This window comes from Paenibacillus anseongensis (assembly GCF_009757995.1).
In the GTDB taxonomy this organism is placed as follows: domain Bacteria; phylum Bacillota; class Bacilli; order Paenibacillales; family NBRC-103111; genus Paenibacillus_E; species Paenibacillus_E chondroitinus.
Window position 1 is genome coordinate 53,188 of record NZ_WSEM01000033.1, and the last position, 24,448, is coordinate 77,635.

Here is a 24,448-nt window from a genome sequence, read left to right on the forward strand (position 1 = left end):
AAAATGCTGCATTTCAATCGATTGATGTTGGTTTCGTTCGTTTTGCTTCTCGTCTGGGCGTTAAGCAGCTTGCTCTTATTGGATCGGGTGACCGTGGATTCTCCTAAAGCATTAGCGAGCCCCAAAAAGATAAAAGTGTTGATTCGTACCGGTACGGAATCGACGGCGATGCGTCAAATCTCCCAGACGTTTGAAGCGGATACGGGGATCCAGGTGGAGTATATTGAATTGGGAAGAGATGTCTATTTCACTTCTGTCGGCACGCAGCTGCTGGCTGGGACAGAGTCATTCGATATTGTCTCGATTCCGAACACTTCTATTGCCCAATTTGCGGCCGTGCATGCCATTCTTCCGTTAGATTCCTTCATGAATGATAAAAATTTGACGGATATCCAGTCGTTTGATGTGAGCGATTTTTTGGCCACTTACCAATATCAAGATACGACTTATGCATTGCCGACAGATATTAGCACGCACTTTTTGTATTATCGAAGCGACTTAATTCCTCATCCACCGGAAACCTGGGACGAATTATTCGAGTTAGCCCAAACGTATACCAGAAGTAAAAACGCCACTTCTCCTACGAGATGGGGGCTTGCGATGCCCGCTGTTGTGCCGGAAGAAAGATCCAAGATCTTCGCATCCCTGTTGTGGTCGTATGGAGGCGACGTGCTGAATGAGGAAGACGGGAACGTCTTGCTGGATCGGGAGGAATCGGTTCAAGCGGGCAAATATTTGGAGAAACTGGTTCAGGAGAAAGTGGTCCCGCAGGATTTGCTAAGCTGGGATTTCACCAGAACTCGTGATGCTTTAATCGCAGGGGAAATCGCTATGGCTGCGCCATACTGGAATGCGGCGTATCCAATGATCAAGCAAAACAGCGACCCCAATAAAGATGCTATCAAAATCGCGCTAATTCCAGGCACCAAAGATCAGTTTGGCCATATTAAGCGTGTCCCATTTCAGCATGGTTGGACGCTTGCCATTAATGCAAGTTCCAGAAACGCTGTGGACGCGTGGAAATTTCTTGAATATGCAACCGGGAAACGCGGGGGAATGATTTATGCGCAGCAGGGGGGGATTCCGGCAAGACGCTCCATTCTGGCCGATCCCTCTTTTGAAGAGACGAGACCGGACTTTGCCTTAATTTTAAAGAGTATGGATATGGCCAAAATTGAGCCATCTATCAGTTATTATCCGGCAATGGTGGAAATTGAAGAAAGGGCTTTGGCCAAAATCATTACATCTTTTGCCAAGCCGGAAATATCTTTTAAAGATGCAGCGAATGAATTACGCCAGCTCTCAATGAAAATGAACGGAAAATTGAAATAGGACGGAGGATGACTCGATGACTACGACGACCGGTTGCCGTGCCGTCATTATTGATGACGAAACCTGGATTCGGGAAGGCTTAAGCGAACATATCAATTGGGAAGTGCTCGGCATCGAACTGGTTCAAGTCTTTCAAGACGGGGTTGAAGCTATCCGATATATGGAGGAGCATCCCGTCGATATTCTGTTGTCGGATATTCGCATGCCCAATATGACGGGGCTTGAATTAGTTGCCAGATTGCGCGAATTGGAAAAAGAAAGTCGTTTGCTGTCGAGCACTAAGGTGATTTTCCTGAGCGGGTATGGTGATTTTAAATACGCTCAAGAAGCGCTTCGCTTAGGAGCTGTAGATTATCTGCTTAAACCTTCGGATGTGGAAGAGATCGAGGTGGCTTTGCAGAAAGCAAAGATGCTGTGCGCCAACGAGGCAGCAGCCCCTGATAAACAGGAGCAAAAGGTTGCTGAGGAGCCCAGCTCCTACTTGATTAAGAAAGCGCTTCAAATGATGAGCGCCAGGTTCACAGAGGATCTGCATCTGAATCAGATTGCGGACGAATTGTTTGTGACTTCGAACTATTTAAGCAGGTTGTTCCGCCAAGAAACGGGCAAATCGTTCAGCGATTATTTATCGATGCTGCGCATTGAGAAAGCCTGTGAGCTTCTTGGCACCAGCAACCTCAAGATTTATCAGATTGGAGAGTCTGTCGGTTACCCCAACCCCCGTTATTTCAGCGAATGGTTCCAAAAGCAAAAGGGCATGTCGCCCGGGGATTATAGGTCAAAGCATGCTTAACTAACAGGGATTGCGTTTTGTGCAAAATAACGGAATAAAAGATAGATTTACCTCATTAAAAGAATTTCCCCAATTGAGTAAGATAATTTTGTAAAGCGGTTTCATACAAAAGCGATCTGAAAGGGGAAGTACTGTGAAACGTAAATTATCTTTGATTCTTTCGACTGTAACATTAACGGGTTCGCTTCTTACGGCATGCGGCACCACTACCAACGAGGCGACGAACAGTCCGGCTCCAACTCCGGCTGCGGCCGCAAACACGCCTGCCGCATCGGCAGCGCCAGCTACGCCGGCTCCGGCTGCTGGCAAGAAACAAGTGGAAATCTTCAGCTGGTGGACGGGTGCCGGTGAAGAAGCGGGCCTTCAAGGACTTATTAAACTGTTCAAAAATAAATATCCGGACATTGAAGTCATTAATGCGGCTGTTGCCGGCGGTGCCGGAACCAATGCCAAAGCTGTTCTCGCCAGCCGCATGCAAGGCGGAGACCCGCCTTCGGCCTTCCAAGTTCATGGTGGGGCAGAGCTGAATACAGGCTGGGTGGCAGCTGGTAAAGTCAGCCCATTGAATGACCTATATGACAAGGAAGGTTGGAAGGATAAGTTTCCGAAAGACCTGATTGAGATGGTTAGCAAGGACGGCAATATCTACTCGGTACCGGTTAATATTCATCGGGGGAACGTCATTTTCTATAACAGGAAAATTTTTGACCAGAATGGTTTGAAAGCGCCTACGAATTTCGATGAATTCGTTAAAGTAGCTGATGCGTTGAAAGCGAAGGGCATTACGCCTCTGGCACTGGGTGATAAAGAACCATGGACAGCGACCATGTTGTTCGAAAATGTCTTGCTCGGCGAATTTGGCGCTGACGATTACAAAAAATTATGGACCGGTGAAATTCCATTCGACGATGCAAAAGTGAAAAAATCACTCGAAACTTTTAAAAAGATGCTTTCTTATACAAATAAAGATCATGCTGCACGTAACTGGCAGGATGCCGCCCAGTTGGTGGCCAATGGTGAAGCGGCAATGAACAACATGGGAGATTGGGCAAAAGGATATTTCACAACGGATTTGAAACTGAAAGTAAATGAGGATTTTGGATGGGTGGCTTCCCCGAATACGGACGGCAGCTTCATGGTCGTAACGGATACGTTTGCTTTGCCGAAGGATTCCAAAGACCAAGCGACAGCTAAAGAGTTCCTGAAGGTTCTTGGCTCGGTAGAAGGTCAAGATGTGTTTAACCCGTTGAAGGGGTCCATTCCGGCAAGGGTGGATGCGGACGTTTCCAAATACGACATCTATGGCAAAACGACAATCGAAGATTTTAAAAAGAGCAAGCTGACGCCAAGTATGGCTCACGGCTCGGCAGCGCCTGAAGGCTTTACGACACAAGCGAACCAAGCAATTAATATCTTTGTAACGCAAGGTGATGTAGAGCAAGCGGCAAAAGCGCTGAAACAAGCACAAACTGCCAATGGCATGAAGAAATAGGTTTGAAAAATCGTCAGGGCCAGATGTTGGATTTAGGCATCTGGCCCTGTTTTTCTGGAGTGTGAATCGATGAACGCTTTTCGTTGGAAGTCGGAGAAGCTTGTGCCTATCGCTATGCTGATGCCGTCTTTAGTAGCAATCGCCATATTCGTGTATGGTTTTATAGCCTGGACCGGCTACGTATCTCTATCAGAGTGGAATACACTCGTTAAAAACCTGACCTTCGCAGGATTCAGTAATTATGCTTTTTTATTTAATGATTTCCGATTTCAAGCGGATTTAAGAAATACGGTGATGTTTACGGCTTTATTCATCGCCGGCGGGATGTTTGTTGGCTTATTTCTGGCGGTGATGGTTGATCGGAAGATCCGGGGGGAAGCATTTTTTCGAAACATATTCGTATTTCCGATGGCGCTTTCTTTTGTTGTAACCGGGGTTGTGTGGCAATGGATTTTGAATCCAACGACTGGTGTTAACTTATTGCTGAAGTCGCTTGGGGTTACGAATGTGCCCAGCTGGTTTGTAAGCACGCAAATTATTCCCAAAATTCCAGTAGGCCAGATTGATGTCGGCCTTCCAGTCGCTATTATTGCTGTTGCGATTGCGGCTATCTGGCAAATGTCGGGATTCGCCATGGCGATGTATTTGGCCGGATTAAGGAACATTTCCGAAGAACTCCGGGAAGCGGCACGTGTGGACGGCGCAACGGAATGGCAAGTGCTTCGGAAGGTGATTTTACCGCAGCTGAAGCCTATTACGATGAGCTTGATCATTATTTTGGCGCATATCTCCCTAAAGATTTTTGACTTGGTCTATGCCATGACAGGACCTGGTGCGATGTTTGTTACGGATGTGCCGGGCGTGTACATGTTTGAAACGACATTTCGCGGAAATCACTATGCCCAAGGTGCAGGAATCGCGATGATTATGCTGCTCTTGGTATCATTGCTCATCATTCCATACTTAATTTCCAACTTGCGCAAAGGAGAGGAATAATATGTCGCTGGAGCGCGTGAATCGTACGCTGTTGTATGTGGCGCTGATCGTTTTGGCGATTGTTTATCTGGTTCCGGTGTATGTCATGCTCATCACGAGCGTCAAGGGACTGAACGAAATCACACTCGATAAAATGTGGGCGCTGCCTCAGTATTTTAACTTGAAAGGTTATCAAGAAGCGTTTAAGAAGTTGATCCCCAATTTGACGAACAGCTTTTTGCTTGCCATTCCGGCTACGTTGTTATCTTCTTTGCTCGGATCTTTAAACGGCTACATTTTATCCAAATGGAAGTTTAGAGGGTCGAACTTTTTATTCTCCCTGATGTTATTCGGGATGTTCATTCCCTACCAAAGCATTCTCATCCCTTTAATTCAATTTCTGCAGTCCATTAAGCTTTACAACTCAATCCCTGGATTGATTCTCGTTCATGTCGTATACGGGTTGCCCATCTGCACCCTGATGTTTCGCAACTTTTACGTGGGAATCCCAACGGAAGTGCTGGAGTCGGCCAAAATTGACGGAACCGGATTTTTCGGCATTTATCGGTATATCATGATTCCACTTTCATTAACGGGATTTGTTGTAGTAGGAATTTGGCAATTCACGAGTGTATGGAACGAGTTTCTGTTTGCCGTTACGCTGACCACCCAGAAGCAGCAACCGATCATGGTGGCTCTGCAAAACCTGTCAGGCAGTCAAATCGTACAGTGGAACGTACAGATGGCCGGAGCAATTTTGGCGGCTTTACCTACGCTGCTCGTTTATATTTTCTTGAGCAAGTATTTTATTCGGGGTCTCCTGGCAGGTTCGATTAAAGGATAAAAGGAAGCTCAGAGAGGAACGATCTGCATGAAACGTAAAGTTTTTGGTATGTGCCTGACTCTCATGATGTGTATGCTGCTGGTTCCAATCTCCACTTGGGCTGCAGACTCCTTCACTTACACGTTAACAATCAATAACGATAAACCTGAAGTAGGGAAAGATAAAGAAATTAACGTGACAGTGACTGGGGATAACCTTCAGGATGTATACGCTTATGAAGTGAATTTCGTTTATGACCCCAACCAATTACGATTTAAGGAGGCGAAAAGCGCGCTAGATGGCTTCTCCATTCCTGCTATCGTGAAAAATAATCAGATTCAATTTGCGAGTACCAAAATTGGCAATAAGGCCGGGGAAAGCGGGAAAGTTCCCTTATGCACGCTTACTTTTGAACCGATTGGCATGGGCCAAGCAGCGGTAGAACTTACAGACGTGAAGCTGGTCACCAGTAAAATGGTTTCTAGTAAGCAAAATGCGGGCACGCAGATTGCTATGGATATTACGAACGATAACGCAGCTATGTTTCGTGATATTGCAGGGCACTGGGCGAAAGAGGCGATTGAAAGAGCGGCGAAACTGGGCTTTGTCAACGGTTATGAGGATGGCACTTTTAGGCCGCAAGGACTTATCACACGTGCAGAGTTTGCTACCATGTTAGCTCGTGCCATTCATTTGCCGTTGAACGGCCAAGATCAGCTTGCCTTTGCAGACGAGTCTACGATACCGGAATGGGCGAAATCAAGCATCGCTTCAGCCGTAAACGCCGGCATCGTATCAGGGTATGAAGACAACACATTCCGTCCAGACCAAATGATATCACGAGCAGAAATCACCACGATGATTGTGCGGGCTTCAGGTATCCAGACAGCTGAGCAACCAATATCGACTTTTGCCGATAAAGACCAAATTCCTGCCTGGGCGTACTCTTTCGTAGCAGCTGCAGCAGAAGCCGGGCTGGTTCAAGGCAAGGGAGATCATCTGTTCATGCCTAATGACAATGCGACCAGAGCTGAGGCGGTCACACTCCTTTTATCTTTGCTTGATTATAAGAAATGACAAGCGCCATTGGCCCTTACATAAAGCCAGAGAGGATATTAGACGATGAGAAAAAGAAAAAGGCATAGGACATACCTAGTATATGCGCTTCTCATGCTTTTATCGGCGAACTGGTTTGCTGATCTCTCACTTGCCAAAGCCGAGGAAGCCATCCATGCCACCTTGTCCGGTCAGGACAAGGTGCTGGTTGGTGAAGCATTTGATTTGACCTATGGATTGAAGGGGGTAACACAAGCGGTCTACGCTCAGGATCTCACAGTCACTTATGATGCTGAGCAGTTGAGTTTTAACGGTGCGGACACGGTAAAGGAATTAAAGGATCAGTTCTCGATTGTCGGACTGTCTGACACTCCCGGACGAGTTCGAATCATTGCGGTTAGCCATGGAGCGCAGTATGCCATTCGCGAAAATAGCGAATTGTTAACGCTTCATTGGAACTCTAAGAAGCTTACTCATTCTGCCTCATCCGATGTAACAATTAGCAATCTCGTTGTTTCAAACGGAGACGGCGTGGAAACAAGCGTAAGTGGAGCGACACATACGGTCCAACTTTCTGTAGACAACTCGCTGCCTGGGGATTTGAACGGAGACAACAAATACACGATCGGGGATTTGGCGATTGCGGCAGCATCTTATGGTAAAACATCGGCTGACTCCGATTGGGCCAAACATATGAAGGCGGATGTCCATCCCGATGGCAGGATTGATATTGCGGATTTGGCGATCATAGCCAAAGCGATCATGAGTGGTTTGCCGGATGTACCAAAACCACCGGAATGGATGGCGGCAAAGCGGCTTGACGTGTCCGACGTGTCGAGATCAGGTGTGACCTTATCATGGTCCGGTGCGACCGATGCAGACGGTGTAACCGGCTATAAGGTTTACCAAGATGGGCAGGCTTTAGCCACTGTGACGGGTAATGTCTATCAGTATGCTATTACATCATTGATGCCGAATACGGCGTATACCTTCAAAGTGGAAGCGGGTAACGCCTCCGGGCTTTGGAGCACCAATGGTCCAAGCGTTACGGTCACCACACAGGCAAATCAGCCGCCATCCGCTCAATTAACCGGTCAGGAAACTGTTTATTCCGAAGGTCTATTTACGCTAACTTATGGACTTAAAAGTGTAACTGAGAGCATCTATGCTCAGGATTTCACACTGACTTATGAGGCAGAGCACTTGGAATTCCTCGGAGTGGAAGCACTCCCTGAAGACATGTCAGCCGTCATTGATTCCGCAACGAACGGACAAGTACATGTCGTGCTTCATGGAGGGGAATATCCAAGACAAGAGGACGCTGATTTATTAGCGCTGCGCTGGAGGGCCAAAGCCATATCTCAGCCAGTAACAACAACAATGACGATTCAAGACATTGCACTAACGGATACGAACGGTGTGGAAACAACCATTGGCGGTGTATCTCATAGCGTTCGCATTACTTTGGTTGATCTAAATAGTGATAACAAAATTTCGGTGGGAGACCTGGCTGTGGTTGCGGCGGCTTATGGACGCACGTCAGCCGATGAGGATTGGGCGAAGTATGAACGAGCTGATCTCAATCATAATGGCAAGGTGGATATCGACGATCTGGCGATGGTAGCCAAATGGATTTTTCGGTAAAGGCACAAAGTGAGGGGATAGGCGGTAAGCGACCTCACTTTTTGTATTCTTGAATGACGATCGCATGCAAATGTGATTATTTTATCGGAAGAAAAGATAGATTTACCGCATAGTTAAAGCCAGGCTCTTTCAGTAAGATATGTATGGGGAAGCGCTTACAGGTGTGCTTCGAAAGGAGGCTGCTTGAATTTTCAAGTTTAGGATGCGTTGAAAACAATAATGGGAGGTTTTCTGGAATGGGTAACCGGAAAGCTAGGAAATTTCTGGCTATGGCAACGAGCTTTACACTTCTGGCAGGATCATTTTATCTGCCTACGAATCAGCGGGTATCCGCTGCTGCAGCAGAAGGTGCTGACTTCTACTCGTCATTTGAGGCAAGTGACCCGATTGTGACATGGGAAAATAAAGTCGAGTCAGACATCGACGGGAATCCTCTAACTTCGGGGATCGACGGCAATACGCCGTTTGCAGGCATTCCGGGCAGCATCACCAATAAGGTCGTTGAAGTAACCGCAAGAGGTGAGTACACATCTTCAGGTGAAGTAGCCGTCAATTTGATCGATTCAAACACGAATTCGAAATGGCTGGATACGAGCTCAACTAGCTGGGTAAGATTCAAGCTTAGTGAAGCATCGGCCGTCATGAGATATGCTTTGACTTCTGCGAATGATTCAGCCGGAAGAGACCCTAAAAATTGGCAGTTTGAAGGCTCCAATGACGGCAGCACCTGGACCACGCTGGATACGAGAACCAACCAGACCTTTAGCGAACGTTTTCAGACGAAAGTCTATGACTTCGCGAATGAAACACCGTATGTCTATTACCGGTTAAACATTACGGCAAACAGCGGAGATTCTTACATTCAGTTATCCGAGTTCCAACTTTCCAATGGCATTGTTCTCCCTCCTCCTCCACCAGCAGATATGAAGTCCTATGTCTCAAACGGTCCATCGGGCCTCTATAATGCCAAATCAAATGCAGGGTGGACCGGTTTGAAAGGGTTTACTTATTCCGGAACTCACCTGGTTGATGGCAGAGCTTATTCCTATAACAAAGTGTATGATGCCAATATCGCTGTGACGTCAAGTACCGAACTTTCCTATTACATTGCTCCTGAATTCACGGATAAAGCGCAAATGGATTATTCCAGCACTTACGCAGCAGTAGATCTCGCATTCTCAGATGGCACTTATTTACATAATCTTGGTGCGCTCGATCAACACGGCGTTAAACTGAATCCTCAAGATCAAGGCAACTCCAAAACACTTTACAACAATCAATGGAACTTCAAAAAATCCAACATCGGGGCCGTTGCGGCCGGAAAAACAATTAAACGCATTCTGGTTGCGTACGATAATCCAGCAGCGAAAACCGGTACGGGATTCAAAGGCACGATCGATGACATCAAAATTGTGGGGAACCCCGCGCCTGTAAATTACAGCCGGCTATCCGACTATGCCAACATCCTCAGAGGCACACAGTCCAACGGGACTTTCTCCAGAGGAAATAATATTCCAGCTGTTGCTGTTCCTCACGGATTTAATTTCTGGATACCGAAAACTAATGCAAGCTCCGACTGGGCTTATTATTACAATCAAAGCAATAATGCGAACAACTTACCAACGATTCAAGCGTTCGCATTAAGCCATGAGCCAAGCCCTTGGATGGGGGATCGGCAAACCTTCCATGTGATGCCTTCCGACACGGTGGGAACGCCAAATATTAGCCGTACGACAAGGGCGTTACCTTTCAAGCACGAGAACGAAATCGCGAAGCCGTACTATTATGGCGTTACTTTTGAGAACGGTCTCAAAACGGAGTATACGCCAACCGATCATGCAGCGATGTTCCGATTCACATTTGCCGGAGATTCGTCCAATCTGCTTTTTGACAACCAAAGCAATAGTGGCGGCATTACGCTGGATGCAGCTAACAACGCTATCTCAGGCTACTCCGATCAAAAAAGCGGCCTTTCCACAGGCGCAACGCGCATTTTCATCTATGCGACCTTCGATAAGCCGGTTACTGCAAGCGGCAAGTTGACGGGCAGTGGCGGCGGCGGAACCAATGTGCAGGCCTACTACAAATTCGACACCACGACGAATAAAGTGGTCACGATGAAGATCGCAACTTCCTTGATCAGTTTAGATCAGGCCAAGAAGAACCTGGAGTTGGAAATCAGCCCTGCGGACACATTTGAAACGATTAAAGAGAAAGCTCAAACACAGTGGGATCAACAAATGGGCATCATTCAGGTTGAAGGTGCCTCAGAAGATCAACTGATTACTTTATACTCCAACATGTACCGTTTATTCTTGTATCCGAACTCCGCTTTTGAGAATGTGGGCACGAATGAAGCGCCGGTATACAAGCATGCGGATCAAACGCCGATTACGTCCTGTACGACAAGTACAGCAACGACATCATGCGCCAAAATTAATGACGGCAAAATTTATGTTAACAACGGGTTCTGGGATACGTATCGTACGGCATGGCCGGCCTATTCCTTGTTAACGCCGTCTAAGGCTGGCGAATTTATTGACGGTTTCGTTCAGCACTATCGGGATGGCGGTTGGATTTCCAGATGGTCCTCACCTGGTTATGCTAACTTGATGGTAGGAACAAGTGCGAATGTTGCTTTTGCGGATGCGTATTTGAAAGGTGTTACGAACTTCGACGTTCAAAGCTTCTATCAATCCGCGTTGAAAGACGCTGCCGTCACTCCGCCAAATGGCAATGTAGGCAGAAAAGGGATGGCGACCTCCGTTTTCGACGGCTATACAAATACGGATACAGGTGAAGGCTTGGCATGGGCTGTGGATGGCTATATCAATGATTTCGGTATTGCCAATCTAGCTGATGCGCTCGCTAAGAAAAATGATACTAACGATGCGTATAACGCTCATTACAAAGATGACCAACAATACTACATCAACCGGGCACAAAATTATGTCAACATGTTCAACCCTGATTTAGGATTCTTCAATGGTAGAACGGCCAGCGGTGCTTGGAGATCCTCAACAGCGAATTTCGATCCTAGAAATTGGGGCAACGATTACACGGAAACGAATGCGTGGAACATGGCTTTCCATGCTCCGCAGGATGGCCAAGGATTGGCTAATTTGTATGGCGGCAGAGCGAAGTTGGCTGAGAAACTGGATTCATTCTTTAGCATACCGGAACCTGCTTCCAGCTCCAATGCCGGTTCATACGGCGGTGTCATCCATGAGATGACAGAAGCCAGAGACGTAAGAATGGGACAATACGGACACAGCAATCAGCCGTCACACCATATTATCTACATGTATGATTATGCAGGGCAGCCTTGGAAAACACAGGAGAAAGTTCGTGAAGCTTTAGACCGTTTGTACCTTGGAAGCCAAATTGGCCAAGGTTATGCAGGTGACGAAGATAACGGTGAAATGTCTGCATGGTACATTTTCGGAGCATTAGGCTTCTATCCGCTCAAAATGGGCAGCCCTGAGTATGCGGTAGGTGCACCATTGTTCAAAAAAGCGACGATTCAACTTGAAAATGGCAAAAAACTCGTCGTTAATGCACCGAATAACAGCAAAGAGAACAAATACGTGCAAAGCTTGAAAGTGAATGGCGAAGCTTATACGCAAACATCGCTGCCGCATGCGGTGCTTGCAGCGGGAGCTACACTGGACTTTGATATGGGGCCTACGCCTTCTACATGGGGAAGCGGTGACAATGATGTGCCGTCATCCATTACTCAAGGTTCTGCCGTTCCTGCTCCATTAAAAGATATGACAGATAAATTGGTTGCTCAAGGGTTTGCCAAAGTAACTGACAGTACGAACAGCTCCACAATCGGCAACTTGTTCGATAACAGCTCGAATACCCGAGTTACGTTAAACAGCGCGAAGCCATGGGTTCAGTATCAATTCCTCGGCTCGAAAAAGCAGGCGGCCATGTATACATTGACTTCGGGCAATACAGAAGGCGATGCAAAAAGCTGGATGCTGAAGGGCTCCAATGATGGTCAGAATTGGACGGTATTGGATCAAAGAACGAATGAAACTTTTGCTTGGCGTTCATATACCCGACCATTCACGATTCAAACTCCGGGTAAATATGAATTCTACCGTTTAGAGGTTACAGAAAATTCGGGAACCGCCACTACATCATTTGCCGAAATTGAGCTCCTTGGCTACCCGACTCCTCCTGTAAACGATGAAACAGCGGTAGCGGAAACTGTTAAAGGCCTGGATTTAGGAAATACCAGCGCTGTGACAAAGAAGCTGACCTTACCTACAGGCAACTTTGAATTTGGTACAACGATTACATGGGTAAGCTCTAATCCAGCGATTGTTTCTAACGAAGGCAAAATGATTAAGCGTCCTGATTTTGGGCAGTCGGATGAGATCTTAACGTTGACCGCAACGGTGAATAAAGGCAGCGTAAGTGCTACGAAGGTTATTACGATCACGGTGCTTGCTCTCAATGAAACGGATCTAAGCTACGAAGCCGGTGTTGATTTTAAAACAGGACTTGAAGCTGGCGATGTCATGCCGACTTGGGAAAACCGTACCATTGAATCTAAGAACATCGGCGAATTCTGCTGCGGAATCGGTGGTGTTGAAACAAAGGTTGGTACACCAGGACGAAATAACAGTACAAGTGCGATCCTGTATTCCGGTAATGCGACAAGTGCTGTAGAGAACTATGCTTATAATCAAATGTTTGATGCTGATTTCGACATTAAACCATCTACGGTGCTTTCTTACTGGATAAATCCGGAAGGCAGCGCAGGAACCGTACTGCCTGGTAATGCTAGAACAACAAGCCAGAATTATGCCGTTGACTTGCTGTTCACCGATGGCACGTATTTGCATAATCTGAGTGCCGTCGATCAAAACGGTATCGGTCTTAATCCGCTGGCACAAGGAAATGGCGGTAAACTTGTTTCTGATCAATGGAATTTTGTGACATCGAATATCGGAGCGGTGGCCGCCGGGAAAAGGGTAGATAAAATTCTCATTTCCTTTAATGCTACAGGTAAAACCGGATATTCACGCGGATATTTCGATGATATTTCCATTGAACACGGCAAGAGCGAAGCAACGGCGTTCTTAAGCGGCAGCTCCGTCGTTTCGGCCGGTCAAACGTTTAATTTGACGTATGGATTAGGCGGAGTGACACAAAGTGTGTATGGTCAAGATTTTACGATTACGTACAATTCGGATATTTTTGAATTGATTTCCGCTAAATCGGCGAAGGACAAAGATTTCGTGATCGTGGACGAGAAAAAAGCTCCTGGTCAAAGCCGATACCTTGCCGTTCATGTTGGGCCGAGTGCTTCCCAGCCAAACGGTGCCCTTCTGTCGCTTCAATTCAAAGCGAAGACATCGGAGCTTGGCGCAGCCGGCACAATCGCGGTCTCCCAACTTGTGATTGCTGATGGAGAAGGGAAAGAGACGGAAATGTCAGGCGTTTCGAAAACGATCAGCATTAAAGCGGTGGATAAAACAGCGCTGAACAGCCTGATTACAGAGGCGCAAGCAGTACACGACACAGCTGTGGAAGGAACCAAATACGGTCAATACCCGGTAGGTTCCAAAGCAATTCTGCAAGCGGCTATCGATACGGCTAAAGCAGTAGCAGCGAACCTGCAAGCTGTACAGGATGAAGTAGACCTGGCAAGAACGCAGCTGAATGCAGCTTTGCAAACGTTCAAAAATGCAATCAACAGTACAGTGGATAAAGCAGCACTTAATGCCTTGATTGCAGAAGCACAATCCACGCATGATGCAGCCGTAGAAGGCACCAAAACGGGCGAATATCCTGCAGGCGCTAAAGCACTTCTGCAAGCAGCCATTAACGCAGCCAGCCAGATCGCAAGTGACGCAGCGGCTACGCAATCTCAAGTAGATCAAGCTGTGACCGAACTGAACTCGGCTCTGCAAGGCTTCCTTGCATCGGTGAATACACGCGTACCAGAGGATATGAATGGTGACGATAAGTTTACCATCGGTGACTTGGCTATTGTGGCTGCTTATTATGGAAAAAATGATCGGGATGCTAATTGGAACCTGTACAAAAAAGCGGATTTGAGTGGCGATGGCCAGATCGATGTCGCTGACCTTGCGATGATTGCAAGTAAAATTTTGAATCAATAACAAGCTATCGGGAGGATGGCAGGCGGTAACGTCTTCCTCCCGATTTTTCTCATGGAAAAAAAGTGGAGGTGAACGCGATGAATAGTAAGACCTTCAGGAAATCGTGCAGTCTTTTACTTAGTTTTGTGCTGTTGTGGAGTATGTTGTTCATCTCGCCGGCATTCGAACATTCGGCAGAAGCTGCGGCACCAAGCTTCAATGCAGGGTTCGAAAGCACTGAGGCTGTACAGCCAAATTGGGAAGATGAAACCGAAGCGAGCCTTCATGTGAGCCAGGCGGAATCCAAAATTTCCGGTGAATTACGCCAATCCGGTAAAAAAGCATTACTTTATGCGGGGAAAACTTCTGATACAAGTGCAGCTTATGCTTACAATAAAGTGTTCGAAGTGAATATTCCTGTTAAACCCAATACCACGTTATCTTATTGGATTTATCCGCAAAGCCGTACAATGCAAGGTGGGAATGAACTTAATCTTGGGAAAAACAGCACGTATGTCGCTGTAGATCTTGCTTTTGAAGATGGAACCTATCTGCACAGTTATCAAGCTGTTGACCAGCACGGGGTTGTCATGAGTCCCGAAGAGCAAGGCAAAGGCAATCAATTGGCTGTAGACACATGGAATTTTATTACTTCAACTGTGGGTTCGGCTGCAGCGGGGAAAACGATTAAGCGGATTCTCATTTCATACGAACAAAGCGGCGGAAACGCGGGGACATACCGAGGATTTATCGATGACATTCAAATTAGAAACTCTGAATTCGATCCTTCGGCATACGCCAATCCGTTGTTAGGCTCACAGAACAATAAGCTTGATATCGTTGGTTTCGGCGGCAATAGGGGAAATACGTTCCCGGGTGCCGTTGTGCCTTTCGGTATGATTCAATGGAGTCCGGATACCGGTTACAACGACCTTGGTTCCGGTAAATCACCTTTGGGCTCGGGATATGATTACGATCGTAAATCCATTGCGGGATTCAGTTTGACGCATATTGACGGTCCCGGCTGCGATATTGCGCAGAACATTCCCTTTTTACCTGTCGTAGGCAAGATGGGAAAATCCCCGGCAACGCATTTCGAAGACTATGCTTCACCTTTTCAACGCGAAAATGAAATTGCAATCCCGGGCTATTATAGCGTCTTGTTGGATAAATACAACATTAAAACGGAATTTACAGCAACGGAGAGAACAAGTATCGGCAGATTTACCTACCCTGCTTCCACACAGGCGATGATGCTGATTAATACCGGTATTAACGCCACAGGTGTCAGAGATGCCAACATCCAGATTGACAAGGATAGCAGCATGGTGACCGGGTATGTGAATGCCGGCGGATTCTGCGGAACCAAAGGGAGCGGTACATTAGCTGAAAATACGAACAACTACACCGTTTATTTTGCAGCAGAGTTCAGTCAGCCGTTCACAGAGGTCGGCACGTATAAAGGCTCTCAAATTACGAAAGACAGCCAATCTGCACAATCGGAAATTCCGAACAATCGGAAGGTTGGCGGTTATGTCAGGTTTGATACATCTAGCCAGAAAGAGGTTTATGTTAAGGTTGCAATCTCCTATACCGATATGGAGCATGCGAAGCTGAATTTGAAAACAGAGAACCCTGGCTGGAACTTCGAATCCGTCAAACAAACGGCGCAGGCCAAATGGAAAACGGCGCTCAGTAAAATTCAAGTCACTGGCGGGACCGAGAAGCATATGCGGATGCTTTACTCCTTCTTGTATCACTCCTTAATCCATCCGAATGTGTTCAGCGATGTGAACGGCGATTATAGAGGCTTCGATCAAAAGATCTATAACACCGGGGGCAAATATACCCATTATTCGACTTTTTCCGGATGGGACGTATATCGCACACAGATGCAGCTCATAGGGCTTCTATTCCCGGAAATAGGCTCAGATATTGCGCAATCCTTCGTTGATGATGCCAAAAGTAGAAGCGGGTTTTTACCGAAATGGAGTATTGCCAATTCCGAAACGAACGTGATGAATGGCGATCCCGCTTCGATTACGATCTCCAACATGTACGCTTTTGGAGCCAGAAACTTTGATTTGCAAGAAGCTTTGAAAGTGATGGACTTTCATGCATCGACACCATCCAGCTTGAATGGGCGCTTTAATTTGGCCGATTATCTGCAGCTGGGCTACATTCCGATTGAAAGAGGCGGCTGGGTAACCGGTTATATCCCGGAATATAACAATGCTGACTTTGCGATTGCTCAATTTGCCAAAGCGCTGGGGGACGAAGGGAAATATAATACGTATTTGACCCGTTCGCAGAGCTGGAGGCTTTCGTTCAAAGATGGCTATATTCAACCGCGACTGGCGAACGGGAATTTCGAGAGTACCTTCGATCCGGCTAGCGAGCATGGTTTCCAGGAAGCAAACTCCGCTCAGTACACGTGGGTGCTACCTTTTGACTACAAGGGATTATTCGAGAAAATGGGCGGTTTGGAGGGAGCAAGAACAAGGCTCGATTTCTTCTTCCAAAAATTGAATGCAGGATCGACTGAGCCGTATTCATTCTTGGGTAATCAACCGAGTTATGGCATTCCGTGGGCGTACAACTTTGCCGGACAGCCTTGGAAAACCCAGGAAATCGTGCGCAAAGGCATGACGGAGCTGTTCCATGATGGACCTGCTGGTCTGATCGGCAACAATGATTTGGGAGCGGGCTCTGCCTGGTTCGTTCTGGCAGCACTTGGGCTGTACCCGTCAATTCCGGGTATCGGTGGCTTCTCGGTGCACGCACCACTATTCGAGGAAACAATCATTCAATTAAACGATTGCAAACAAATCAGGTTAATCGGCAATCATGCTTCGGAAGAAGCGAAATATATTCAGGACTTAAAGCTGAATGGCCACAGTTATGACAGTACCTGGCTGCCATACGAGTACTTCAAGGACGGGGCGGTTCTTGATTTTACGCTGGGCACAACGCCTAATACAAGCTGGGCAACAACTCCTCCGGATCCGTTGGCGCCGTCTTCCAAGGCGCAGTTTGCTTCTCAAGTCGCCATTGCCTGCAGCAACTACACGCCAATGCAGGATAGCGCTCAAAAGGCGCCGGACGCGAACAATTCGGATGCTGCACAGCCATTAGTTGCCGTTTTGAATACAAAAGAGGCAGCAGCTACCGAAGCTCCGGCTGGATTCAGCAGCGAGGCGAAGCTTTGGAGGCTTGTCCAGTTGCCTAACTCGAACGCCAGGTACAAGGAGGTTACTGGAAGATGATGAGACAGCTCTTAAGTCGTTGGCATGTTCTGATTTGCAGCCTGCTGATGTTCTGCCTGCTTCCGAACCTGACCGTTCAAGCAGCTCCTGGGGATTTGGTCAATGTCGCTATCGCGGGCAATATGACCGTTAAGTTCAGCAAAGAAAACCAGCCAAATGAAACCGCTGTGAAATTGTTCGATAATAATGCCAACACGAAGTGGCTGGGGGCTCAAACAACGAATGTTTGGGTGCAGGTCCAATTCAATTATGGGGATACCCAAGCAGTTAGTAAATATGCCATGGTATCGGCCAACGATGCAGCGACGAGGGACCCGAAAAACTGGCGAATTGAAGGTTCGAATGATGGGTTGAGCTGGAACGTGCTGGATGAGCAAAGCAATCAATCATTCAGCGCGCGTTTTCAAACGAAAGAATATACGATTGCAGCTGACAAAGTGAAGGAGTACGCCTATTACCGGTTGTTTATTTTGAATAACAGCGGTGAATCGACGAATACGCAATTAGCGGATTGGAAATTGTATGCAACGGAGCTTGATGATAATACTTCTGTAGCGTCAGCAGTTGCAGCGCTTGATGTAGGAGATACGACGGCTTTAACGAAAGGAGTCATCCTTCCAGCAACGTTCAGGAAGGGCACAACCATAACGTGGGAAAGTTCGAATCCCGGGGTACTCAGCAACACGGCTAAAATCGTGAAACGTCCGGATCTTGGCCAGCCGAATGCACAGCTTACCTTGACAGCTACCGTGAAGAAAGGGTCTGCATCGCAGATCAAACAGTTTGCTGTAACTGTATTGGCGATGCGGGAGGCCGATTACCAATATGAAGCGGGAATTGATTTCGATTCAGGTTTTGAAGCGGAGGATCTCGCTCCTACAGATACGACGGGTCCGGCTAACACGTACAGGATCTTGTCGTTGACGAAAAATATCGGTGAATTTTGCTGCGGGATCGGCGGGATGGAGTCCAAAAAAGGCACCGGAGCACACAATGGCGCGGGCGCACTCCAATTTTCTGGAAATGCTCTAAATGCTGATCAATCCTACGCTTACAACCAAATCTTTGATACGGAGATTCCGGTTAAGGCTTCGACAACTTTATCTTACTGGCTGTTTCCTGAGAAAGAGTCCGATGTTCTGTCGACTTTGACAAGAACGACAAGCAAGTATGTCGCACTTGATATTTTGTTTACGGACGGTACTTACCTGCATGACTTGGGTGCCAAAGATCAAAATGGCGTTGTCCTTCATCCGAATGCGCAAGGGAAAGGGGGCTTTGTTCTCGAAGATCAATGGAATTTGATTACGACGAACCTCGGAGAAGTGGCGAATGGAAAAGTCATCGATAAAATTTTGTTCGCATTCGATTCCAGCGGTACGGTATCAGGCTTCTTTCGCGGCTCCGTCGATGATATCACGATTGATCACAATTCGATGGTTGGAGAAAAGGATACCATCGCCGTTAATGCCGCGAAAGCTGCACTTAACTTAGGCGATACATCCGGAGTCTCCCATGATTTGAATTTGCCTGTAGCAGGCGAACAGCAAACAAGAATCACATGGGAGAGCTCAAATCCGCTGGTCATGAGCGACACCGGGCATATCGTGACCAGACCCATTCAAGGGGAGCCAAGCACGGAGTTGAAGCTGACGGCTACGATAATCAAGGGTGATTCGATCGCGACGAAGGCTTTTCAAATCAAAGTACTTCCCATGGATGACGCTGAAGCGGTTGATTTGGATAAAGCTGCGCTGCAATTGGGAAATACAAGCGCGGTTGCTGACCATTTGACGCTGGTGACAAAAGGGAAATATCGATCGACGATCGCATGGCATTCATCGAATCCAGCTGTGATTGACGATGCCGGGCATGTGACTCGGCCAGAGGTGGGTCAACCGAATGCGGTAGTGACCTTAACGGCAACAATCATGAGCGGCGGGGTATCGGCAGATAAACCTTTTATCTTGACGGTGGTTGCCCAAGGAGATATGGGAGATCTAGCCGCAGATAAAGCCGAGCTTGAGCTTGGCAGCAGCAATACGGTGACCGGCAATGTGTATTTACCGAGTAATGGCCGATTTGGTTCCAGGATAAACTGGAATAGCTCTAATCCAGATGCCATTAGTGAAACTGGGCAAGTTCATCGTCCAGGTGTCGGGCAGCCGGATGCGAGTGTTAATCTGACAGCTACGTTGACCAAAGGTGCCGATACCGAAATGAAAACATTTTCCAAAACCGTGAAAGCAATGAGTGCAGACGAGGAAAGTGTGATGTCGGCTGCAGCGTCGCTTGATTTGGGGAATACGAGATCCGTCGTGAACAATTTGCTCTTGCCGATCAGCATAACCGGTTCGCCTGAAGTGGTGATTACGTGGTCAAGTTCAGATCCGGGAGTAATTGATTTCCATGGCAATATTGTGCGGCCTTGCTACGGTGATTCGAATGTAACGGCTGTGCTGACAGCCAGGATTAGCAGAGGTACTACAAGCATCACGAAAACCTTTAACATCACGGTTGCTGCGCTTGGTGACGTCGAAGAGCCTTTGAATGATGACGCAGCCTTAAGCAGCATCACGCTAAATGGGGAGCGGATGTCCGGTTTTGATCCAAACACAGCAGCCTACACTGTGGAACTGTCGGAAGGCGAAGTCCAAGTACCTACAGTTGCAGCAACAGCGGCAGATTCGAATGCAACGCTAGTGGTAACACAGGCTGACAAACTGCCGGGCCAAGCGACAATTGTAGTTACGGCAGAAGACCGTTTCACACAGAAGACGTATACGATTGATTTTAAAATAAAAGAAAGTCCTGCCATAAACATCGCGTATTTATTTGGTGTGGATCAAGTCAGCTCCGGTGCTACTTTCGATCTTACTTATGATTTGCACAGCGTGAGTCAAAACGTCTATGCGCATGACTTGATCTTCACCTATGACGCGGCAGCTGTGGAGTTTATCTCCGCTAAATCGCGACAAGAGGATGTCTTCTTCGTAGGTACGAAGGATACACCAGGTCAAGTTCGTGTCCTTGCTGCAAGAATAGGAGCGGACAAAGATCCTTTGGCGAACGGTTTGATTAACCTGCAATGGAAAGCCAGACTTTCTGCGTTACCTGTATCCACAGCTATCTCACTGTCTAGTATCATTATCTCAGACGGAGATGGAGTCGAGACCAATGTGGCTGGCGTTGTACATCCTATTCTTATCAACAGTGTAAACAAAGCCGGTCTCCAAGAACTTATTGCGCAAGCTCAGGCAGCGCATGACGCCGCGGCAGAAGGCACAAGTGTCGGACAATATCCGGTTGGTTCGAAAGCTGCGTTACAAGCCGCTATCGTTAATGCCAAAGTTGTGGCCGATAACACGGCAGCAAGCCAAAGCCAAGTGGATCAAGCTTCCGCCGAGTTGAATGCGGCGCTCCAAGCTTTCCTGGCATCCATCAATACGCAAACGCCAGGCGACCTGAACGGAGATAACCACTTCAGTATCGGTGATTTGGCGATGATGGCAGCCTACTATGGCATAAAATCCGATGATCCGAATTGGCCATTGTATAAGAAAGCGGATCTCAACAATGACGGAGTCATTGATATTGGTGACTTAGCGATTGTAGCTAAAATGATTCTAGGCTAGAAGGTAGGCCAGAGGTGGTGTCCATTGTGACATCATCTCTTTTTTACATGTCTAAAAATGGAATAGAAGCTGCCCGGTGATCACATCCTAAGCTTAGCCTTATCATGAAAAGGGGGAACCTAGGTGAAATTAACATCCGAGCAGCGTATTACCTTGCATGGTTTTAATAATTTGACCAAATCACTAAGTTTTAACATGTATGATATTTGCTTTACAAAAACCAAGGAAGAGCGCGAAGCCTATATTGCTTATATAGACCAGCAGTACAATGCAGACCGATTGACCGCGATCTTGAAATCCGTTGCCGACATTATCGGCGCTCATGTGCTGAACATTTCCAAGCAGGATTACGATCCGCAGGGATCAAGTGTCACCATGTTGGTGTCGGAGGGGCCGATTGAGAAAGAACCGAATGAATCGTTCGAGGAATCTCCGGGCCCGCTTCCGGAAGCTGTTGTAGCACATTTGAACACCAGTCATATCACTGTACACACGTATCCGGAGTATCACCCGGACGAAGGGATCAGCACATTCCGGGCTGACATTGACGTATCCACTTGCGGAGAAATATCACCGCTGAAAGCGCTGAACTACCTAATCCGCTCTTTCGATACGGACATTATGACAATGGATTACCGGGTAAGAGGTTTCACACGCGATATCACGGGGCACAAGTTGTTCATTGACCATGAAATCAGCTCCATTCAGAACTATATACCAAGTGAAATCAAAGACATGTACCAAATGATCGACGTAAACGTGTATCAGGAAAATATATTTCATACGAAATGTAAGCTGCGAGAATTTGATTTGAACAACTATTTGTTCGGCTACACCAAAGATTCCTTGAGCAAGGAAGAGCAGCTGGAAATTGAGAAAAGCGTGAAATGGGAGATGGACGAGATTTTTTACGGGAAAAATATGGTCTTCACTTGATAGAAAGACGAAAAACCGCTCACAGGGAGAAGATCCCGATATGAGCGGTTCTTTTTTTCCACTAATCGGACTGAACAAGTTTCGGCTTTTTATTGCCGATTTTAAACTGGATGAGAATCATGATGGCTACCAGTATCGACATGCCGATAAGAGCAGGAGGAAAACTGCCTGCATAGTCATGGATAAAACCTACAAAAAAAGGGCCCAAGGCAGCAAAAATGTAGCCGCCGGATTGCGTCATTGCCGATAACGCGCTGGCTTCCTCCGTATTCGATGTTTCATCGATAGGCAGCATTAACGCCATGGGGAACAGTCCTCCTGCTCCGATTCCCAGGAAGATGCAGGTTAGCCAAGGCGTTACGGGGAGTTGGAGCAGAATAAGTCCGATTAACTCCATCACCGAGCAGCCAATCAGCCAGAGCATTCTGCGTTGAAAACGGCTGACGAGAATAGGAATAACCAGGCTGACAGGCATTTGTACGGCAGTAAATAAGGTCAAAATCATTCCTGCCGTTTGTTTCCCGTAGCCCATTGCTTGCACCATGGGGGCCAGCCAAGCGGTAAGAGAATAAAAAATGAAGGCCATTAACCCAAAAAAGCAAGTTAGCAGCCAAGAACGTTTATTAGATAATGGGAGTTTCAAGCTGCTGTTACCTGATTTGGGCAAGGTGCCGGCTACAGCAGATTCAGATGATTTTGGGATTTTCCGGACCGGTCTCCACCAAAAGCAAAGCGCAAGGAAGGCCAGGACGGACCAAGACGCGACGGATGCTTGCCAGGAGTGGTTAAAGGCATTTTGCAAAGGTACGGAAAAAGCAGACCCAAGGGCGGCACCAAGAACCATTGCCATGGAATAGACCCCGACGATTGCTGAAGGATTAGCAAAATTGCCTTTGATAAACCCTGACAATAATGGTCCAATGATGGCAATACCGATTCCGGCGAGGAAGGCGGTAACTAACATCAACCATTCAGAGGTAACAAAGTACCTCGCCGCAGTAGCAAGTCCGATGAGCAATAAACAATAGGCAATCGCTCTTTCAATGCCCCACCGATTGCCTAGTTTCACTGCAGCAGGAGCGAAGAAGCCCATGCAGAGTACAGGCAGGGAGGTCAATAGACTAGCGCTGGAACCGCTCATGCCAAGCGCCTCCTGAATCGTTCCGAGCAAAGGAGAGACCGACGTTATGACAGGACGCAAATTAAGTGAAGCGAGAAAAAGGGCAGTAATCAGAAAAGCAAAGCGCATGATCGGTCATCTCCATGATTCATTCAAGATTTATCAGCTTAGTCTATAATACGAGAGTTCCGTCAAAGACTGTCTCCATATTATGCATTTATACAAAGTGCAATATGTGTGAATGGAATTGACTTTCGGATCAGCCTTTTGTGATTATGCGATAGAGTATGCTAAGCTTTAGACATAAAAATCCCAGAGGAGGGTGGTCTTTGAACGAGAAGGATTGCATTATGCTGCAGTATCTTGCAGAGGAACAGAGTCTGACAAAAGCGGCGGAACGCTTATACATTACGCAACCCGCGCTATCTTACAGGATTCAGCAGTTAGAAAAAGACTTCGGAGTGCCTATCATCGTGAAATCCTCTAAGGGGACCAGACTTACCCCAGAAGGAAAATATCTGGTTGCCTATGCAAAAAAAACACTGATCGAATTGAATAAAATGAAGGATCACATTATGAGCTTGCGTAATGAGGTCAAAGGGACACTAAGACTGGGCGTTGCCAGTTATTATGGTCTATACAAACTTCCGCCGATCCTCAAAAGGTTCAAAGAGTTTTGCCCAGACGTGCAGTTTAATGTTACATCGGCCTTAAGCCCGGAGATTCTTGAATTGCTCCAAGAGGAAGAGATCCATGTAGGTGTTATTCGAGGAGATTACCCGTGGTATGATGCCCGATGTCTCTTGCACGACGAGCATATTTATTTGATTTCCAAAGATGATATTGATTTAGATAACCTCCCGGACTTGCCTCATATCTACTATAAAGAACCAAGAATCAAAACCATGAGCTCCATGCAGTCTCCCTTCAGTGAAACGATTCAAGCCTGGTGGCATGAGCGGTATAACACGCCGCCTACGATTACAATGTGGGTAGACGCCTATGAAACTTGCAAAGAGATGGTAAAGCAGGGGCTGGGCTACTCGATTGTTCCTGGGGTTTTTGTTTCGCCGCAAGATGGATTGAAAACTATCGAGCTGATTCGAAAGAACGGAGAGCCAATCAAACGAAATACATGGATGATTTATCGGGAATCTACGCTAGAGCTTGCGTTTGTGGATAGATTTGTGGAATTTATGAAATCCCAATATGTTTAAGAAAATGTACAGTGCCATTCGGCAGTGTATTTTTTTT

General features: G+C 47.0%; 13 protein-coding genes. 12 read left to right on the plus strand and 1 reads right to left on the minus strand.

From position 1 onward, the window contains the following. Positions 1–3: 3 nt before the first annotated feature. The 11 genes from GON05_RS30450 (at position 4) to speD (ending at position 22,074) form a co-directional block, all read left to right on the plus strand. Complete coding sequence (locus GON05_RS30450) at positions 4–1,332, plus strand: ABC transporter substrate-binding protein (RefSeq protein WP_246239603.1); 1,329 nt, start codon at positions 4–6, stop codon at positions 1,330–1,332. A 16-nt stretch (positions 1,333–1,348) separates the two neighbouring features. Then, positions 1,349–2,125: a response regulator transcription factor gene (locus GON05_RS30455; RefSeq protein ID WP_157324606.1), complete on the plus strand. Its 777-nt coding sequence runs from the start codon at positions 1,349–1,351 to the stop codon at positions 2,123–2,125. Between the two features lie 133 nt (positions 2,126–2,258). After that, positions 2,259–3,617 (plus strand): ABC transporter substrate-binding protein, encoded by a 1,359-nt coding sequence (locus GON05_RS30460; RefSeq protein ID WP_181646353.1) that lies wholly within the window; start codon positions 2,259–2,261, stop codon positions 3,615–3,617. 69 nt (positions 3,618–3,686) lie between these two features. Beyond that, positions 3,687–4,613 (plus strand): carbohydrate ABC transporter permease, encoded by a 927-nt coding sequence (locus GON05_RS30465; RefSeq protein ID WP_157324608.1) that lies wholly within the window; start codon positions 3,687–3,689, stop codon positions 4,611–4,613. Between the two features lies 1 nt (position 4,614). Next, positions 4,615–5,436, plus strand: coding sequence for a carbohydrate ABC transporter permease (locus GON05_RS30470; RefSeq protein ID WP_127451564.1), 822 nt, complete (start codon positions 4,615–4,617; stop codon positions 5,434–5,436). 27 nt (positions 5,437–5,463) lie between these two features. Next, positions 5,464–6,492: an S-layer homology domain-containing protein gene (locus GON05_RS30475; RefSeq protein WP_157324610.1), complete on the plus strand. Its 1,029-nt coding sequence runs from the start codon at positions 5,464–5,466 to the stop codon at positions 6,490–6,492. 45 nt (positions 6,493–6,537) lie between these two features. Beyond that, positions 6,538–8,115, plus strand: coding sequence for a cohesin domain-containing protein (locus GON05_RS30480; RefSeq protein ID WP_157324611.1), 1,578 nt, complete (start codon positions 6,538–6,540; stop codon positions 8,113–8,115). Between the two features lie 236 nt (positions 8,116–8,351). Further along, positions 8,352–14,258 carry a GH92 family glycosyl hydrolase gene (locus GON05_RS30485; RefSeq protein ID WP_157324613.1) on the plus strand — a complete coding sequence of 1,969 codons (5,907 nt, stop codon included), beginning with the start codon at positions 8,352–8,354 and terminating at the stop codon, positions 14,256–14,258. Between the two features lie 77 nt (positions 14,259–14,335). After that, the gene (locus GON05_RS30490; RefSeq protein ID WP_157324615.1) at positions 14,336–17,503 is read left to right on the plus strand and encodes a GH92 family glycosyl hydrolase; all 3,168 of its coding nucleotides are present in this window, start codon (positions 14,336–14,338) and stop codon (positions 17,501–17,503) included. Beyond that, entirely contained in the window at positions 17,500–21,138 is a 3,639-nt protein-coding gene (locus GON05_RS30495; RefSeq protein WP_157324617.1) for an immunoglobulin-like domain-containing protein, read from the plus strand. Before GON05_RS30490 ends, GON05_RS30495 begins: the two co-directional genes overlap by 4 nt. Before the next feature lie 123 nt (positions 21,139–21,261). Further along, entirely contained in the window at positions 21,262–22,074 is an 813-nt protein-coding gene (gene speD / locus GON05_RS30500; protein WP_127451576.1) for an adenosylmethionine decarboxylase, read from the plus strand. Positions 22,075–22,135: 61 nt separating this feature from the next. Here speD and GON05_RS30505 read toward each other — a convergent pair whose 3' ends face one another. Further along, positions 22,136–23,323, minus strand: coding sequence for an MFS transporter (locus GON05_RS30505; RefSeq protein WP_157324619.1), 1,188 nt, complete (start codon positions 23,321–23,323; stop codon positions 22,136–22,138). Positions 23,324–23,523: 200 nt separating this feature from the next. On the opposite strand from GON05_RS30505, the gene GON05_RS30510 reads away from it, so the two are divergent. Further along, entirely contained in the window at positions 23,524–24,411 is an 888-nt protein-coding gene (locus GON05_RS30510) for a LysR family transcriptional regulator (RefSeq protein ID WP_157324621.1), read from the plus strand. The last annotated feature ends 37 nt before the right edge of the window (positions 24,412–24,448 follow it).

Coding starts and splice junctions, on each gene's coding strand:
- GON05_RS30450 (WP_246239603.1), top strand. CDS start 4: ATGCTGCATTTCAATCGATTGATGTTGGTTTCGTTCGTTTTGCTTCTC.
- GON05_RS30455 (WP_157324606.1), top strand. CDS start 1,349: ATGACTACGACGACCGGTTGCCGTGCCGTCATTATTGATGACGAAACC.
- GON05_RS30465 (WP_157324608.1), top strand. CDS start 3,687: ATGAACGCTTTTCGTTGGAAGTCGGAGAAGCTTGTGCCTATCGCTATG.
- GON05_RS30470 (WP_127451564.1), top strand. CDS start 4,615: ATGTCGCTGGAGCGCGTGAATCGTACGCTGTTGTATGTGGCGCTGATC.
- GON05_RS30475 (WP_157324610.1), top strand. CDS start 5,464: ATGAAACGTAAAGTTTTTGGTATGTGCCTGACTCTCATGATGTGTATG.
- GON05_RS30480 (WP_157324611.1), top strand. CDS start 6,538: ATGAGAAAAAGAAAAAGGCATAGGACATACCTAGTATATGCGCTTCTC.
- GON05_RS30485 (WP_157324613.1), top strand. CDS start 8,352: ATGGGTAACCGGAAAGCTAGGAAATTTCTGGCTATGGCAACGAGCTTT.
- GON05_RS30490 (WP_157324615.1), top strand. CDS start 14,336: ATGAATAGTAAGACCTTCAGGAAATCGTGCAGTCTTTTACTTAGTTTT.
- GON05_RS30495 (WP_157324617.1), top strand. CDS start 17,500: ATGATGAGACAGCTCTTAAGTCGTTGGCATGTTCTGATTTGCAGCCTG.
- GON05_RS30505 (WP_157324619.1), bottom strand. CDS start 23,323: ATGCGCTTTGCTTTTCTGATTACTGCCCTTTTTCTCGCTTCACTTAAT.